A 13,634-nucleotide genomic window follows, 5' to 3' on the forward strand; every position below is an offset into this window, starting at 1 on the left:
GACATCGGTGCTGCGCATCACGAACTCCATCGGCCTGGCTTTAGCACCCTCGCCCGGGCTCGGGGGGTTGCTGCGGCGTCGTCGAGCCAGGACTCTCGGCCGCTCTGGATGGTGTGGTTCGAATGTAGACCGGCACCGCGGCGCTCCACAAGGGTTCCCCGGGAACACCGCCGGCGGTTCCCCCGGTCGGCCCCACCGGGGGTCCGGGACGGCCCGCGACGCGCCGACCTTGCCGCCGGGCGGTGGTTCGTGGCAACCTCGCCGCAGGTCATGAGCGCCAGCGACAAGCCCCGGCTCGCTGGCCGGCAACCCTCCTCCGCGGCGGGGTGCCCCGGGTGACGACCTGGCCGGTGCCGACGTGGCGCCGGCAAGCGCGGACCTCGCCGGGGGAACCCCGGTCCTCCCGGCAGGGTCCTGTTCCCGAGGAGACCCGTCGTGACGACCACCACCCTGTCCCCCTCCCGCCCCTGTCCCGGGGCGGTCCACGGGCCCCTGCTGCCCGTCGTCGGCGCGGGCACCCGCGTCCCCCTCGCCCACGGCGGGGAGATCCCCTACGCCAACCTGGACAACGCGGCGAGCGCGCCGGCGCTGACCGCGGTCGCCGACCGCGTCGCGCAGGTCCTGCCCCACTACGCCAGCGTCCACCGCGGCGCCGGGTACCTCTCCCGCGTCTCGACCGCGCTGTTCGAGCAGGCCCGCGCGCAGGTCGGCGCGTTCCTCGGGGCCGGCCCCGACGACGTGGTGGTCTTCACCCGCAGCACCACCGACGCCCTCGACCTGCTCTCGCGCGCGGTGCCGACGGGGGCGCGGGTGCTGGTCGCCGACGTGGAGCACCACGCGAACCTGCTGCCCTGGCAGCGCTCGGCGCGCACCACCGTCGTGCGCGGCGGCGCGGACGCCGGGGAGACCGCCGACCTGCTCGAGGCGGAGCTGGCCACCGGGCGCTACGCCCTGCTGGCCGTCGCGGGGGCCTCGAACGTGACGGGCGAGGTGCTGCCGCTGCGCCGCCTCGCCCGGGCCGCCCACGCCGCGGGCGCGCGCATCGCCGTCGACGGCGCGCAGCTGCTGCCCCACCGGCGGGTCGACCTCGGCCGCGACGGGATCGACTGGATCGCGCTGTCGGGGCACAAGCTGTACGCCCCCTTCGGCGCCGGGGCGCTCGTCGGCCGCCGCGACTGGCTGGACGCCGCCGAGCCCTACCTCGCCGGCGGCGGCGCCACGCTCGACGTCGGCCACGACGCGGTGCGGTGGGCCAGCGGCCCCGACCGCCACGAAGCGGGTTCCCCGAACGTCGTCGGCGCCGTCGCGCTGGCCGAGGCCTGCGCGACGCTGGCCGCGCTGCCCGCCGGGGCGCTGGAGGCGCACGAGGCGGCGCTGCGCGAGCGGCTGGTCACCGGCCTGGGCGCGCTGGACGGCGTCCACGTCGTCCGCCCGCACCCCGAGGACGCGGTGGGGGTGGTGACGTTCACCGTGCCCGGCCACCCGGCGTCGGCGGTGGCGGCCTACCTCTCGGCCGAGCACGGCGTCGGGGTGCGCGACGGGCGGTTCTGCGCGCACCGGTTCGCCGACGCCCTCGGCCTCGCCGAGGGCGGCCTGCGGGCCTCCACCGGGGTCGGCACCGGGTCGGACGAGGTGGACCGGCTGCTCGCCGCCGTCGCGCAGTTCGTCACCACCGGCCCGGCGCTGGAGTACGGGACCACCGGGGGGCACTGGGGTCCGCTGACCGACGCCCGCCCCGCGCCGGAGTCCTTCCTGCCCTCCCCCGGCGGGGGCCGGGGCTGACCGTGCCGCACCGACCGCCGAACCCACCGCCGAACCCGAGGAGAGACGTGACCGGGACCACCGCGGAACCGCCCGAGGCGCCGCTCGTCGACGCCGCGACCGCCGCGCGCGCCGTCGCCGCGGGCGCGCTGCTCGTCGACGTCCGCAGCGACGCCGGCCGTGCGGCGGCGGGCGACCTGCCCGGGGCCGTCGTCGTGGCCAAGACCGAGGTGGCGCGCCGGTTCACCCCGGGCGGGCCGGACGCCGTCCCCGGGCTGACCGGCCGGGACCGGCCCGTCGTCGTGGTCTGCGGCTCACCCGCGGGCTCCGCTCCCGTGGCCGCCCAGCTGCTGGCCGCCGGTTTCACCGACGTCGTGCACGTCGACGGGGGGTTCCCGGCGTGGAAGGCCGCCGGGCTGCCCGCGGGCGGACCCGCGGACTCGACGGAGCCCTGACCGGGCCCTGACGGGGTTTCAGGCCAGGGGTCCGCCGCCGGGCCGGGAACCGTCGCCCACCCCGTCGCGGCGCGCGCCGTCCAGCAGCGCGTGCAGCTCCGCCTCGAACTCCGCCCAGCTCAGCTCCCCCGGCCCGGGCTGCTCCTCCGCCTCCTCCGGCGGGAACCACGGGAAGCCCCACTGACCGTGCCCGGCCACGGCCAGGCCCGCGACGAGGGACGCGACCCAGCGCCCCACGAGTTCCCGCACCCGGTGCCGCACAACCGCCTCCTCATCGATCGGTGGGGAGCACTGTGACACACGCCGGGGCCGCCGCGGGGGGTTCTCGCCGAACCCGTCCCCACCGCCCGCCGACGCCCCTCCTCCCCCTCCCCGACCCCCTCCCCGACGCGACCAGGAGCCCCGATGCCGACCCCGTTCCACGTGTTCCTCGACGTCGACGGCGGCGGGTGGCACCCCGCCGCCTGGCGCCGTTCCCGCGTCACCCCCGACGCCGTGCTGTCCCCGGCCCGGCTGCGGGAGTTCGCCGTCACCGCCCAGGCCCAGGGCCTCACGGGGCTGACGTTCGAGGACGCCGCGGCGCCGGACCCCCGCAACCCCGTCGGGCACCTCGACGCCGTCCAGCGCGCGGCGTTCCTGGCCGGCACGACCGACGCGATCGGGCTGCTGCCGGTGGCGGCGACGACGTACGCGGAACCGTTCCACGTCGCCGCGCAGATCGCCTCCCTCGACCACTCCAGCGCCGGGCGGGCCGGCTGGCTGGCGACGACGTCGCCCGCGGCGGTGGCGCGCGCGGTGGACCTCCCGGTGGCGCCGGACCCGGCCGCGGAGCTCGCGGACGTGGTCCGGGCCGTCCGCGCGCTGTGGGACTCCTGGGAGGACGACGCGGTGGTCCGCGACGTCGCCACGGGCCGCTACGTCGACCGCGACCGCCTGCATCACGTCGACGTCGAGACGGCGGGCTGGTCGGTGAAGGGCCCGCTCACGGTGCCCCGCCCGCCGCAGGGCCAGCCGGTCGTCGTCGTCCACGAGCGCGACCTGAGCGGCGCGCCGGGGACGGCCGACGTCGTCCTCACCGGCGACGAGCGCACCCGCCGGAGCGCGGGCGGCCCGCTCGTCGTGCTCGACGTCGAGCTCGCCCTCGACACCGACGCCGCACCCGGGGCCGAGCGGGTCGCGGCCCTCGACGCCGACGCGCCCGCCCCGGTGCGCGACCGGGTGCGCTGGACGGGGTCCGGCGAGGGCTTCGCCCGCTACCTGTGCGGGCTGGCCGGCTCCTTCGACGGCGTGCGCCTGCACGCCGCCGTGCTCGACGAGGACCTGCGGGCGCTGCTGCGCACCACCCTCCCCGCGCTGCGGGTGGCCCGGCTGCTGCAGCCCCCGCTGCCCGGGTCCACCCTGCGCACCACCCTCGGCCTGACCCGGCCGGCCAACCGGTTCGCGACGACCTGAGGAGCCCCCGTGAGCGACACCACCAGCGACCTGCGCTTCCCCGACGCCGTCGTGCACTTCGGCGTCTTCTTCCAGGGCGTCAACCACAGCACCGTCTGGTCCGACCCCCGCAGCGGTTCCCAGCTGCACCCCTCGACGTTTACCCAGCTGATCCGCACCGCCGAGCGGGGCCTGTTCGACGCGTTCTTCCTCGGCGAGGGGCTGCGGCTGCGCGAGCAGCACGGGAGGATCCACGACCTCGACATCGTCGGGCGTCCGGACGCGCTCACCGAGCTCGCCACCCTGGCGGGGCTGACCGAGCGCATCGGCCTGGTCGCGACCCAGAACACCACCTACAACGACCCCGCCGACCTCGCGCGCCGCCTCGCCTCGCTGGACGTGCTGTCCGGGGGGCGCGCGGCGTGGAACGTCGTGACCACCGACAACGCCTGGACGGGGGCGAACTTCCGCCGCGGCGGGTACCTCGACCACGCCGACCGCTACGAGCGCGCCGAGCGCTTCGTGACCCTGGCCCGCCGGGTCTGGGACAGCTGGGACGGCGAGGGGTTCGCGCCCGTCACCTCGGCCGACCGGTTCTTCGACGTCGAGATCACCCCCACCGTCCCGCGCAGCCCGCAGGGCCACCCGGTGGTCTTCCAGGCCGGCGACTCCCCCGCCGGGCGCGACTTCGCCGCCCGCTCGGCCGACGTGATCTTCTCCCGGCACGGGACCCGCCACGACGACGCGCTCGAGTTCGCCGACGACGTCCGGCGACGCGTCGTGGCCGCCGGCCGGCCCGAGGACGACGTCCTCGTCCTGCCCGGCACCCAGATCGTCGTGGCCGACACCGAGGCCGAGGTCGAGGAGAAGGCCCGCTGGGTGCTGGAGCAGCAGGTCACCCCGGCGACGGCCCTGTCCCTGGTGGGCCAGGTCTGGGGCGAGGACCTCTCCGGCTACGACCCCGACGGCCCGCTGCCGACGCACGACCCCGTGATCGCCGTCGTCGACGGCACCCGCGGCGCCGCCCGTCAGGGCCACGACCCCCGCGCCATCGCGCAGCGGTGGCGGGCGGTCGCGGAGGAGAACAAGTACTCGCTGCGCGAGCTCGTGCTGCACCACTCCTCCGAACGCGGTTTCGCCGGGACCGCCTCGCAGCTGGCCGACGAGCTCACGCACTGGGTGCGCAGCGGGGCCTGCGACGGGTTCAACGTCACCCCGTACCTGGTGCCCAGCGGGCTCGACGACATCGTCGACCAGCTCGTCCCCGCGCTGCAGGACCGGGGCGCCTACCCGGCCGGGTACGTGGGGACGACGCTGCGCGAGCACCTCGGGCTGCGCCCGCCGCTGACCCGCCGCTGACCCGCCGTGACCGCCGGCGCCGGTGGTCCCGCGGGACCACCGGCGCGGTTCAGGAGGAGGTCTCCGCGCGCAGGAGGTCGCCGAGGTAGCGGGCGATCTCCCCCGGCCCCGAGCGCGGGGCGACGGCCTCCACGGCGGGGTTGTAGTTGGTGTTCGTGTTGATGTCGTAGGTCACCGTGCGCCCGTCGGCGGTCTCCATGAACTCGATGCCGGCGATCTCGACCCCGGCCGCGGCGAGGAGCTCCTCGTAGCGGCGGACCAGCGGGTGCTCGGCGGTGATCTCCTCGCGCAGCGCGAACGGCACCACGTCCGGCACCTCGCACGCGTCGGCGGGGCAGAGCTCGAAGCTGCCGGCGGAGGTGTCGACCCGGACGGCGTACACGAACCGGCCCCCCACGAACTCGGCCCGGGTGACGAACGGCTCGGCCGAGCGCAGGAACTCCTGCAGCAGGGTGGTGCCGTCGGCGGGTTCCTCGAACTCCGGCGAGGCGACGTAGGCGTCGAAGTCCTCGTGGGTGTCGAACCGGCGCACCCCCAGGCCCTTGCCCCCCTGGTTGTGCTTGGTGATGAACGGCACCTCCAGCTCGCGGGCCCGGGCCGGGAGGTCCTCGCGCCCGAAGACGGCCAGCGTCCGCGGCACGTCGAAACCGTGGCGGCGCAGCAGCGCGTGCTGGGCGACCTTGCTGACCTCGAGCTCCACGACGCCGGTCCCGCCGACCACGCGACGACCCCACCCCTCCAGCCAGGCGAAGACGGCGCGGGTGAACTCCTTCGTCCGCGCGTGGTCGCGGGTGTGCGCGGACGCGCTGAGCCGCGACCAGTAGACGCCCGGCGCCGGTTCGGCGTCGAGGTCGATCGACCCGCCGGTGAGCAGGACCTCCTGGAAGGGGACGCCCTGCGCCCGGAAGGCCGCCTCGAAGGGCGGGAACCAGTCGGGGTTCTCGTGCACGACGTGGACGCGCGGTTCGGCGTCGGTCGCGAACGACCAGGCCGCGACGGGGTGGTCCTCGACGCTCGTCATGCTCGTGCTCCTCCTCCGGTGGGACGCGGGGCGCCCCGGGTGGGACAACGGTACGACCGCTCCCCGGGCCCGCCGTCCCCGCACCCGGACGGGCCGGCCGGAGTGAAGCGCTTCCCGGGCCGGTACGGGCCGTTCCCGGCGGAAACCCCTGCGGGGCAGGCCCTCCGGGGTTCGACAACGCGACCTCCGGTGGGTTACCGTCCAGGTGTCCATCCAGAGCGACCGAGAGACCTGGCTCGTCGACGTCGCAGCAACCCCCTGATCCGTCAGGCGCGGGTGCTTCCGCCAGGACCGATGGGAGAACCCGTGCGCACCGCCACACCCGGCGAGCGGCTCGTCCGCCGCCGCCACGTCGACCTCGGCCGGTTGAGCTCCTCCGCCTGTGCGGGGTGCTGACCCCCGTCCGTCGCGGCACCCCCTCGGACGAGAACCCTGCGCCGTCGTCGGCGCGACCACCGGAGTACCCCCGTGCCCTCGCCGTCCCCCCGCACGTCCACCCCGCCCTCCCCCACCTCCGACGCCCCCGCACCTCCCGCGCCCCGCAGCCTCTGCGTCGTCGGGGCGGGCCCGCGCACCCTGGTCCTGCTGCAGCGCCTCGGCGCCCACGTCGCCGCCTCCCCCGGGGAGCACCCGGGTCTCGACGTGCACGTCGTCGACCCGCACGACTCCGGCGCCGGCCGGGTCTGGCGGGAGGCGCAGGACCCGCTGCTCTGGATGAACTCCCGGGCGTGCGACATCACGGTGCTGCCGGACGACTCCGTGACCGGCCTGACCGGCCCGGTCGGGCCGGGACCCTCGCTGGCCGGGTGGATCGCGGAGAACCGCGCCGACCTCGTCCGCGACGCCGCCGCCGCCGGGGACGACCTGCTGCGCGAGGAGGTGCTGCGCAGCGAGCCGGGTTCGTTCGTGTCCCGGCGCCTGGCCAGCCGCTACCTGGCCGCGGCCTGGCGGCGCACCCTGGACGGGCTGCCCCCGGGCCTGCGGGTGCACCGGCACGCCCGCACCGTCGTCGACGTCGTGGACGCCGTGGATGACGTGGATGACGTGGACGCCGGGCCCGGGGGTGGGGACGGGGACGGCCGCCAGCTCGTGCACCTCGACGGGACCGGCGAACCCCTCGCCGTGGACGTCGTGCTGCTCGTGCAGGGCCACCTCGACGTGCACCCGGGTCCGCGCGAACGGCGGGCGGCGACGTTCGCCCGCGCCCACGGCCTCGCCCACGTCCCGCCCGGGTACACCAGCGACCAGGACCTCGACGTCCTGGTCCCGGGCAGCGACGTGGTGGTCGTCGGCATGGGACTGGCCTTCGTCGACCTCGTGGTCCGCCTCACCGAGGGCCGCGGCGGGCGGTTCGAGGAACGCCCCGACGGCAGCCTGGAGTACCGCCCCAGCGGCCGGGAACCGCGGCTGCACGCCGGTTCCCGCCGCGGGGTCCCCTACCGCTCCAAGATCGGGTACCCGAGCCCCACCGACCTCGGCCTGCCGCGGTACTGCACCGCGAGCGCCGTGGAGGCCCGCCACGGCACCGGCCCCCTGGACCTGCGCGCGGACCTGTGGCCGCTCGTGGTCAAGGAGCTCGCCGGCGCGCACTACCGGGAGCTGTTCCGCACCCACCGCGAGCGCACCGCCCTGGCCCCGGCCGAGTTCGACGCCCGCTTCAGCCGCTCGCCCTGGGGCAGCGCGGAGATCGACGAGCTGATCGCGCGCGCGGTCCCCGACCCCGCCGACCGCTTCGACGTGACCGCCCTCGACCGCCCCCTCGACGGGTGGTGGGGGACCTCCGGCGACGAGGTGCACGAGCGGGTGCTGCGGCACCTGGAGGCCGACCGCGAGCGCCGGACGGACCCCCGCCACTCCCCCGACGCCGCCGTGGTCACCGCCCTGCTGTCCACCTACGTCGTCGTCGCCGGCCTGCACGCGGCGGGCCGGCTGAACGCGCGGTCCACCGCGCTGGACCTCGACGGCTGGTGGCACGGGTTCTTCAGCTACGTGGCGAGCGGGCCGCCGCCGCAGCGGCTGCGGCAGTTGTCCGCGCTGGCGCGGGCCGGGGTCCTCCGCTTCCTCGGCGCCGACGTGCGGGTGCGTCCCGACGCCGACGAGGGGGTCTTCGTGGCCTCCTCGGCCAGCGGCCCGCACGAGGTGCGCGCCCGCGGCCTGGTGGAGGCCCGGCTGCCGGTCGCGGACCTGGAACGCACCTCCGACGTCCTGCTGACGCGGTTGCGCGGACGCGGCGAGGTGCGGGCCCACGAACTGCTCGACGGCGAGGCGCGGTTGTCCAACGGCCGCCTCGTCGTGGACGGGCGCGGGCGGCTGGTGCGGGCCGACGGCAGCGTCCACCCCCGCCGCTTCGCCACCGGCGCCTGGGTCTCCGGGGAGGCCGGCGCCCCGGCCTTCGCCCGTCCCGGGGCGGACGCCGAGGTGTTCCGCCGCGCCGACCGGCTGGCCGCGGACGTGCTGCGCGCCGGCCGCCCCGCTCCGCCCGCGCCCCGCGCGGGCACCACCCCCGCCGCGGCCCGCCGCGAGCTCCCCCGAGGACGAGGACGATGAGCCGGACGACCGGGACCACCGCCACCACACCCGTCACCACACCCGAACCCGAACCCGCCCCCGCGCCGCCCGCCGCCGCGGCCCCGGCGCTGCGGGTCCTGCCCGCCCGCCACCCCGGGCGCTGGGTCGCCACCGCCGCCGTGGCGGTGCTCGCCGCGATGGCCGTCCACGCGCTGGTGACCAACCCCGCGTGGGACTGGCCGACGGTCGGGGAGTTCCTGTTCTCGGCCACCATCCTGGAGTCGCTGTGGCTGACCGTGGAACTCACCCTGGTGGGCACCGCGATCGGCCTCGTGCTGGGAACCGTCCTGGCCCTCATGCGGATGTCGGGCAACCCCCTGCTGAAGGCGGTCAGCTTCACCTACGTGAGCGTCTTCCGCTCCGTCCCGCTGATCCTGCAACTGCTGTTCTGGTACAACATGGCGATCCTCTACGACCGGATCGGTTTCGGCGTCCCCTTCGGGCCGCAGTTCTGGACGATCTCGACGCAGGACCTCATCGGCCCGGTGACCGCGGCGTTCCTGGGCCTGGGTCTGCACCAGGCGGCGTACTTCGCCGAGATCGTCCGGTCGGGGTTCCTCGCCGTCGACCCGGGCCAGCGCGAGGCCGCGGCGGCGCTGGGCATCCCCCGGCTGCGCCAGTTCCGCCGGATCCAGCTCCCGCAGGCCCTGCGCGTCATCGTCCCCACCACGGGCAACGAGGTCATCGGCCTGCTCAAGGGGACCTCGGTCGTCTACGTCATGGCCCTGCCGGAACTCTTCTACCAGGTGCAGGTCGTCTACAACCGCACCGGTCAGGTCATCCCGCTGCTGCTGGTGGCGGCCGTCTGGTACTTCGTCCTGACCACCGCGCTGTCGGCGCTGCAGTGGCTCGTCGAGCGCCACTACGGGCGCGGGAGTTCCCGCGGTCCCGCCGGGACCCCCCTGCCGGGGCTGGTCCGCACCCTGCGCGCCGCCCGGGCCCGTCGTCAGGAGGTGTCGCGGTGAGCGCGGTCGCTGCGGTCGGTACGGCCAGCGAGCAGCCCGTCGTGCGTCTCGAAGGGGTGCACAAGCGGTTCGGGGCGCTGGAGGTGCTGCGCGGCATCGACCTCACGGTGGCCGCCGGCACGGTGACCGTCGTCCTCGGCGCCTCCGGCTCGGGCAAGTCGACGTTGCTGCGCACCGTCAACCACCTGGAGAAGGTCGACGCCGGGATCGTCGAGGTCAACGGCGAGCTCATCGGGTACCGCCGCTCCGGGCGGCACCTGCGCGAACTCCACGAGCGCGAGGTCCTGCGGCAGCGCTCGCGCATCGGGTTCGTGTTCCAGCACTTCAACCTCTTCCCGCACCTGACGGTGCTGGAGAACGTCGTGGAGGCGCCGGTGTCGGCGCAACGGCGCCGCCGCTCCGAGGTCGAACCCGAAGCGCGCGCGCTCCTCGCCCGGGTGGGGTTGTCGGACAAGGCCGGCGAGTACCCGCGGCGGTTGTCCGGGGGCCAGCAGCAACGGGTGGCCATCGCCCGCGCCCTCGCCCTGAAGCCGTCGCTGGTGCTCTTCGACGAACCGACGTCGGCGCTCGACCCCGAACTCGTGGGCGAGGTCCTCGACGTCATCCGCGACCTGGCCGTCTCCGGCACGACGATGGTCGTGGTCACCCACGAGATCGGTTTCGCCCGCGAGGTCGCCGACCGCGTCGTCTTCCTCCACGAGGGGACCGTCGTCGAGGAGGGCAGCGCCGCGCAGGTGCTGGACGCCCCCCGCCACGAGCGCACCCGCGCGTTCCTCGCCAAGGTCCTCTGACCCGCCCACCCCACCCGTCCCACCCGGTCCGGCGACAGTGCCGGACCGCCCTGCCGGCCTGCCGCAGCGCAGGCCCGACCCCGAGGAGAACCCCGTGATCAGCCGCCGCACCTGGATCCTGTCGCTGGCCGCCGCCCCCGTGGTGCTGTCCGCCTGCGGTTCCGGGGCCGACGACCCCGCCACCGCCCCGGCGGCCGCCGCGACCCGGGGCGGCGTCGACACCAGCCCCGAGCAGACCGGCCGGATCGCGGTGCAGGCCGTGCCCGAGATCGCGGCCAAGGTGCCCCGGGCGATCCGGGACCGCGGAACCCTGGTCATCGGGACCACCGGCAACGGCAACCCGCCGCTGAGCTTCCGCGCCGACGACGACGAGACGGTCATCGGCATCGAACCCGACATCGCCCTGCTCGTCGCCGCCACCCTCGGCCTGGAACCCGAGATCCGGACCACCTCCTGGGAGAACCTCTTCCTGTCGATGGAGTCCGGCCAGTACGACGTCGGGTTCTCCAACATCACCGTCACCGAGGAGCGCAAGGAAAAGTACGACTTCGCCTCCTACCGCGTGGACACCCTGGCCTGGGAGGTCGCGAAGGACTCCGACATCACGAGGATCGCCGGCCCGGCGGACATCGCGGGGCTGACGGTGTCGGTCGGCTCGGGCACCAACCAGGAGAAGGTCCTGCTCGACTGGGACGCGCAGAACGTGGCCGCGGGCCGGGAGCCGGTGAAGATCCAGTACTACCAGCAGGCCGCCGACACCTACCTCGCCCTGAGGTCCGGGCGCATCCAAGCCAGCTTCGGCCCGAACCCGACCGCGGCCTACCACGCCGCGGTGGCCGGGGACACGAAGGTCGTGGGCCTCGTCCCCGGGGGCGGCACGGTCCAGGCCGCCATCGCGGCGACGACGCAGAAGGGCAACGGCCTCGTCGAGGCGCTCGCCGACGCGCTGAACCACCTCATCGGGTCCGGGGCGTACGCGAAGACCCTGGAGCGGTGGAGCCTCGCCGACGAGGCCGTCCCCGCGTCCGAGATCAACCCGCCCGGCCTGCCCAGGACCGCGTGAGCACCGGGGAACTCCGCGCGCAGGTGCACCGCGACGGGGCGGCGGCCCGGGACCGGGCCGCCGCCGCGCTCACCCCCTGAGCGGGGGCCGGGCCCTCAGACCCGCGGGCTGAGGGTCCGGAACCCCGAGGAGTGCCAGACCAGGGGTTCGGTGTCGGGGGCCAGACCGCTCGCGTGGACCCGGAGCAGGACCACGTCGTGGTCCCCGGCGGGGAACTCCGAGTGGATCGACGTCTCCAGCCACACCGGGGCGCCGTGCACGAAGTGCGCGCCGGTGCCGGTGGTGGTCGTCTCGATGCCCGCGAACCGGTCGGCGGCCTTCGACGCCAGCTGCCGCGCGGCGAGGTCGTGCGCCTCCCCCAGCACCGAGACGCCGATGCGCGGCGCGCCCCGGAGCTTCGGCCAGCTCGTCGAGGTGTGCTGCACCGCGAAGAGCACCAGCGGCGGGTCCAGGGAGATCCCCACCTGGAAGCTGGACGCGACGAGGACGACGGGTTCCCCCTCCACGACCGCGGACAGCGCCGCCACCCCGGAGGGGAACAGCGCGAACGTCGACCGCAGGGCGGCCGGGTCGTCGGCGATGTCCTGCAGGACGAGGGGTTTCGCGTTCTCGGTCACCGGTTCTCCTGTCGGGAGTTCACGTCCTGGGAGTTCTCGGGGGCAGCCTAGCCGCCCCTCCCGGCCCCGCCCCGTCCCGGTGGAGGACCGGCCGCGGACCCGGGACGCGCCCCGGCGCCGGGTGGGGCAGAGTCTGCGGGGTGACCCCGTCCACCGCCCCGAGCACCCCGGTCCCCGGCCTGCCCACCGACCAGGACCTGGGGGCCGCCGCCCGCCGCGGCGACCCCCTCGCCGACGCCGTCGCCGACCTGCTCGCGGAGGACCCCGCGGGCCGGCGGCGCCTGGACGCGGCCCTGCGCCACGGCTCGGCCACCGCCACCGACGCCGCGGTGCGCGATCTCGTGGCCGACCTCGAACGGGTCTGCGCCGCCGCCGACGACGACGTCCTGGACCGGGACTCCGAGCCCACCTTCACCGTGCCGATGGCGGTGCACGTCTTCGACGTGGGGGCGGGCGCCCTCATCAGCTCCTACCGGCCGCCGGGCCCGGCGACGGTGCTGGTCGGCACCGGGCAGCTGGTCGGCAACGCGCACGGCCGGGTGTTCGACACCGCCCGCTGGCTCACCGCGGCGTCGCTGCCCGGCGGCACCCGCCCCGGGGCACAGGGGTTCGTCACCACCGGTCACGTGCGGGTCGGGCACGCCGTCGCGCGGCGCGGGGCGGCCCGGTCCGCGCCCCCCGCCGACGGGACGACCCCGATCAGCCAGTTCGACCAGGTGCGCACCTGGCTGGACTTCACCTACGTCGCCCCGCGGTCGGCCGCGGTCCTGGGCAGCGGGCTGACCCCCGAGGAGTACGCGCGGTTCCTGCGGTTCTGGCGCCACCTCGGCGCCCTGCTCGGGGTGGAGCCCGAGCTGATCGCGGGCGTGGTCGACCTGGGGACGGCGGCGGCCCTGCACGCCCGGGTCGACGCCCTCACCGGCCCCCCGAACCAGGACTCGCGGACCCTGACCGGCGCCGGGCTGGAGGTGCTGGCCCAGGGGCTCACCGACCTGACCCGCGTGCCGCGGGCGGTGGCCGTCCCGCTCGTGGAGACGGTCTCGCGGGCCATGCAGGGCGGGGAGCTGGCCGACGCGCTCGGCATCCCGCGCCACCCGCTGCTGGAGCGGGCGGTCCCCGCGGTGGCGGCGGTGCGGGCCGCGCGCCGCCGGCGGCTGCGGCGGGACCCGGTGGCGTGGCGGGCGGCGATCGCGCGCAACACCGCCGCGAACCGGGAGTTCCTGGCCGCGCCGTGACCCGGCGGGAAGACGCGCGTCCCCCGCGGGGTTCCCGCCGGGGACGCCGAGCGCAGGAGGAACCGTGAGCACCGCCGACGACCTGGTCGTGACCCACGACGAAGCGGCCCACCGCTGGGAGGGCCGGCTGGACGGGGAGGTCGTGGCCCTGGCCGACTACGTGCCGCAGGGGTCCTCGATCGCGATGGTCCACACCGAGGTCGACCCCGCCCACGAGCACGAGGGGCTGGCCACGAAGGTCGTCGAGGCCGCGCTGGCCGACGTCCGGGCCCGGGGGCTGCGCGTCGTGCCCGCGTGCTCCTTCGTCCGGCTGCACGTGCGGCGGCACGCCGAGGAGTACGCCGACATCCTCTGAGGGCGCCCGCCCG

At 76.1% G+C, this 13,634-nt stretch carries 13 protein-coding genes and 3 riboswitches; of the genes, 10 read left to right on the forward strand and 3 right to left on the reverse strand.

The window, feature by feature from the left end:
• Positions 1–23: 23 nt before the first annotated feature.
• Positions 24–115: riboswitch (SAM riboswitch) on the reverse strand.
• A 151-nt stretch (positions 116–266) separates the two neighbouring features.
• Positions 267–380: riboswitch (SAM riboswitch) on the forward strand.
• 55 nt (positions 381–435) lie between these two features.
• Positions 436–1,782 carry an aminotransferase class V-fold PLP-dependent enzyme gene (locus tag KRAD_RS06450; RefSeq protein ID WP_012084727.1) on the forward strand — a complete coding sequence of 449 codons (1,347 nt, stop codon included), beginning with the start codon at positions 436–438 and terminating at the stop codon, positions 1,780–1,782.
• A gap of 47 nt (positions 1,783–1,829) precedes the next feature.
• Positions 1,830–2,216, forward strand: a complete 387-nt coding sequence (locus KRAD_RS06455; RefSeq protein ID WP_049821091.1) for a rhodanese-like domain-containing protein — start codon at positions 1,830–1,832, stop codon at positions 2,214–2,216.
• Between the two features lie 18 nt (positions 2,217–2,234).
• Here KRAD_RS06455 and KRAD_RS06460 read toward each other — a convergent pair whose 3' ends face one another.
• The gene (locus KRAD_RS06460; RefSeq protein ID WP_012084729.1) at positions 2,235–2,477 is read right to left on the reverse strand and encodes a hypothetical protein; all 243 of its coding nucleotides are present in this window, start codon (positions 2,475–2,477) and stop codon (positions 2,235–2,237) included.
• Positions 2,478–2,621: 144 nt separating this feature from the next.
• Between KRAD_RS06460 and KRAD_RS06465 the strand changes: the two genes are divergently transcribed.
• Positions 2,622–3,668, forward strand: coding sequence for an LLM class flavin-dependent oxidoreductase (locus KRAD_RS06465; protein ID WP_012084730.1), 1,047 nt, complete (start codon positions 2,622–2,624; stop codon positions 3,666–3,668).
• A gap of 9 nt (positions 3,669–3,677) precedes the next feature.
• On the forward strand, positions 3,678–5,006 hold the full coding sequence (locus tag KRAD_RS06470) for an NtaA/DmoA family FMN-dependent monooxygenase (RefSeq protein WP_012084731.1): 1,329 nt from the start codon (positions 3,678–3,680) through the stop codon (positions 5,004–5,006).
• Positions 5,007–5,055: 49 nt separating this feature from the next.
• Here the strand turns inward: KRAD_RS06470 and KRAD_RS06475 are convergent, their stop codons facing one another.
• Positions 5,056–6,027, reverse strand: coding sequence for an ATP-grasp domain-containing protein (locus KRAD_RS06475; RefSeq protein ID WP_012084732.1), 972 nt, complete (start codon positions 6,025–6,027; stop codon positions 5,056–5,058).
• Positions 6,028–6,233: 206 nt separating this feature from the next.
• Positions 6,234–6,328: riboswitch (SAM riboswitch) on the forward strand.
• A 167-nt stretch (positions 6,329–6,495) separates the two neighbouring features.
• On the opposite strand from KRAD_RS06475, the gene KRAD_RS06480 reads away from it, so the two are divergent.
• The 4 genes from KRAD_RS06480 (at position 6,496) to KRAD_RS06495 (ending at position 11,414) form a co-directional block, all read left to right on the forward strand.
• Positions 6,496–8,574, forward strand: a complete 2,079-nt coding sequence (locus KRAD_RS06480; RefSeq protein WP_012084733.1) for an FAD/NAD(P)-binding protein — start codon at positions 6,496–6,498, stop codon at positions 8,572–8,574.
• On the forward strand, positions 8,571–9,560 hold the full coding sequence (locus KRAD_RS06485) for an amino acid ABC transporter permease (RefSeq protein ID WP_012084734.1): 990 nt from the start codon (positions 8,571–8,573) through the stop codon (positions 9,558–9,560). Before KRAD_RS06480 ends, KRAD_RS06485 begins: the two co-directional genes overlap by 4 nt.
• A complete protein-coding gene (locus KRAD_RS06490) occupies positions 9,557–10,351 on the forward strand; it encodes an amino acid ABC transporter ATP-binding protein (protein WP_012084735.1) in 795 nt (264 codons plus the stop codon). The genes KRAD_RS06485 and KRAD_RS06490 overlap by 4 nt, the downstream gene beginning before the upstream one ends.
• 94 nt (positions 10,352–10,445) lie before the next feature.
• Entirely contained in the window at positions 10,446–11,414 is a 969-nt protein-coding gene (locus KRAD_RS06495; protein WP_041291940.1) for an ABC transporter substrate-binding protein, read from the forward strand.
• A gap of 95 nt (positions 11,415–11,509) precedes the next feature.
• On the opposite strand, the gene KRAD_RS06500 is transcribed toward KRAD_RS06495, so the two are convergent.
• Positions 11,510–12,031, reverse strand: a complete 522-nt coding sequence (locus tag KRAD_RS06500) for a flavin reductase family protein (RefSeq protein WP_012084737.1) — start codon at positions 12,029–12,031, stop codon at positions 11,510–11,512.
• Positions 12,032–12,171: 140 nt separating this feature from the next.
• Between KRAD_RS06500 and KRAD_RS06505 the strand changes: the two genes are divergently transcribed.
• Positions 12,172–13,266 carry an oxygenase MpaB family protein gene (locus KRAD_RS06505; RefSeq protein ID WP_012084738.1) on the forward strand — a complete coding sequence of 365 codons (1,095 nt, stop codon included), beginning with the start codon at positions 12,172–12,174 and terminating at the stop codon, positions 13,264–13,266.
• A gap of 64 nt (positions 13,267–13,330) precedes the next feature.
• Positions 13,331–13,621, forward strand: coding sequence for a GNAT family N-acetyltransferase (locus KRAD_RS06510; RefSeq protein ID WP_012084739.1), 291 nt, complete (start codon positions 13,331–13,333; stop codon positions 13,619–13,621).
• Positions 13,622–13,634 lie beyond the last annotated feature (13 nt).

The sequence above is a fragment of the Kineococcus radiotolerans SRS30216 = ATCC BAA-149 genome (assembly GCF_000017305.1).
Taxonomy (GTDB): Bacteria; Actinomycetota; Actinomycetes; order Actinomycetales; family Kineococcaceae; genus Kineococcus; species Kineococcus radiotolerans.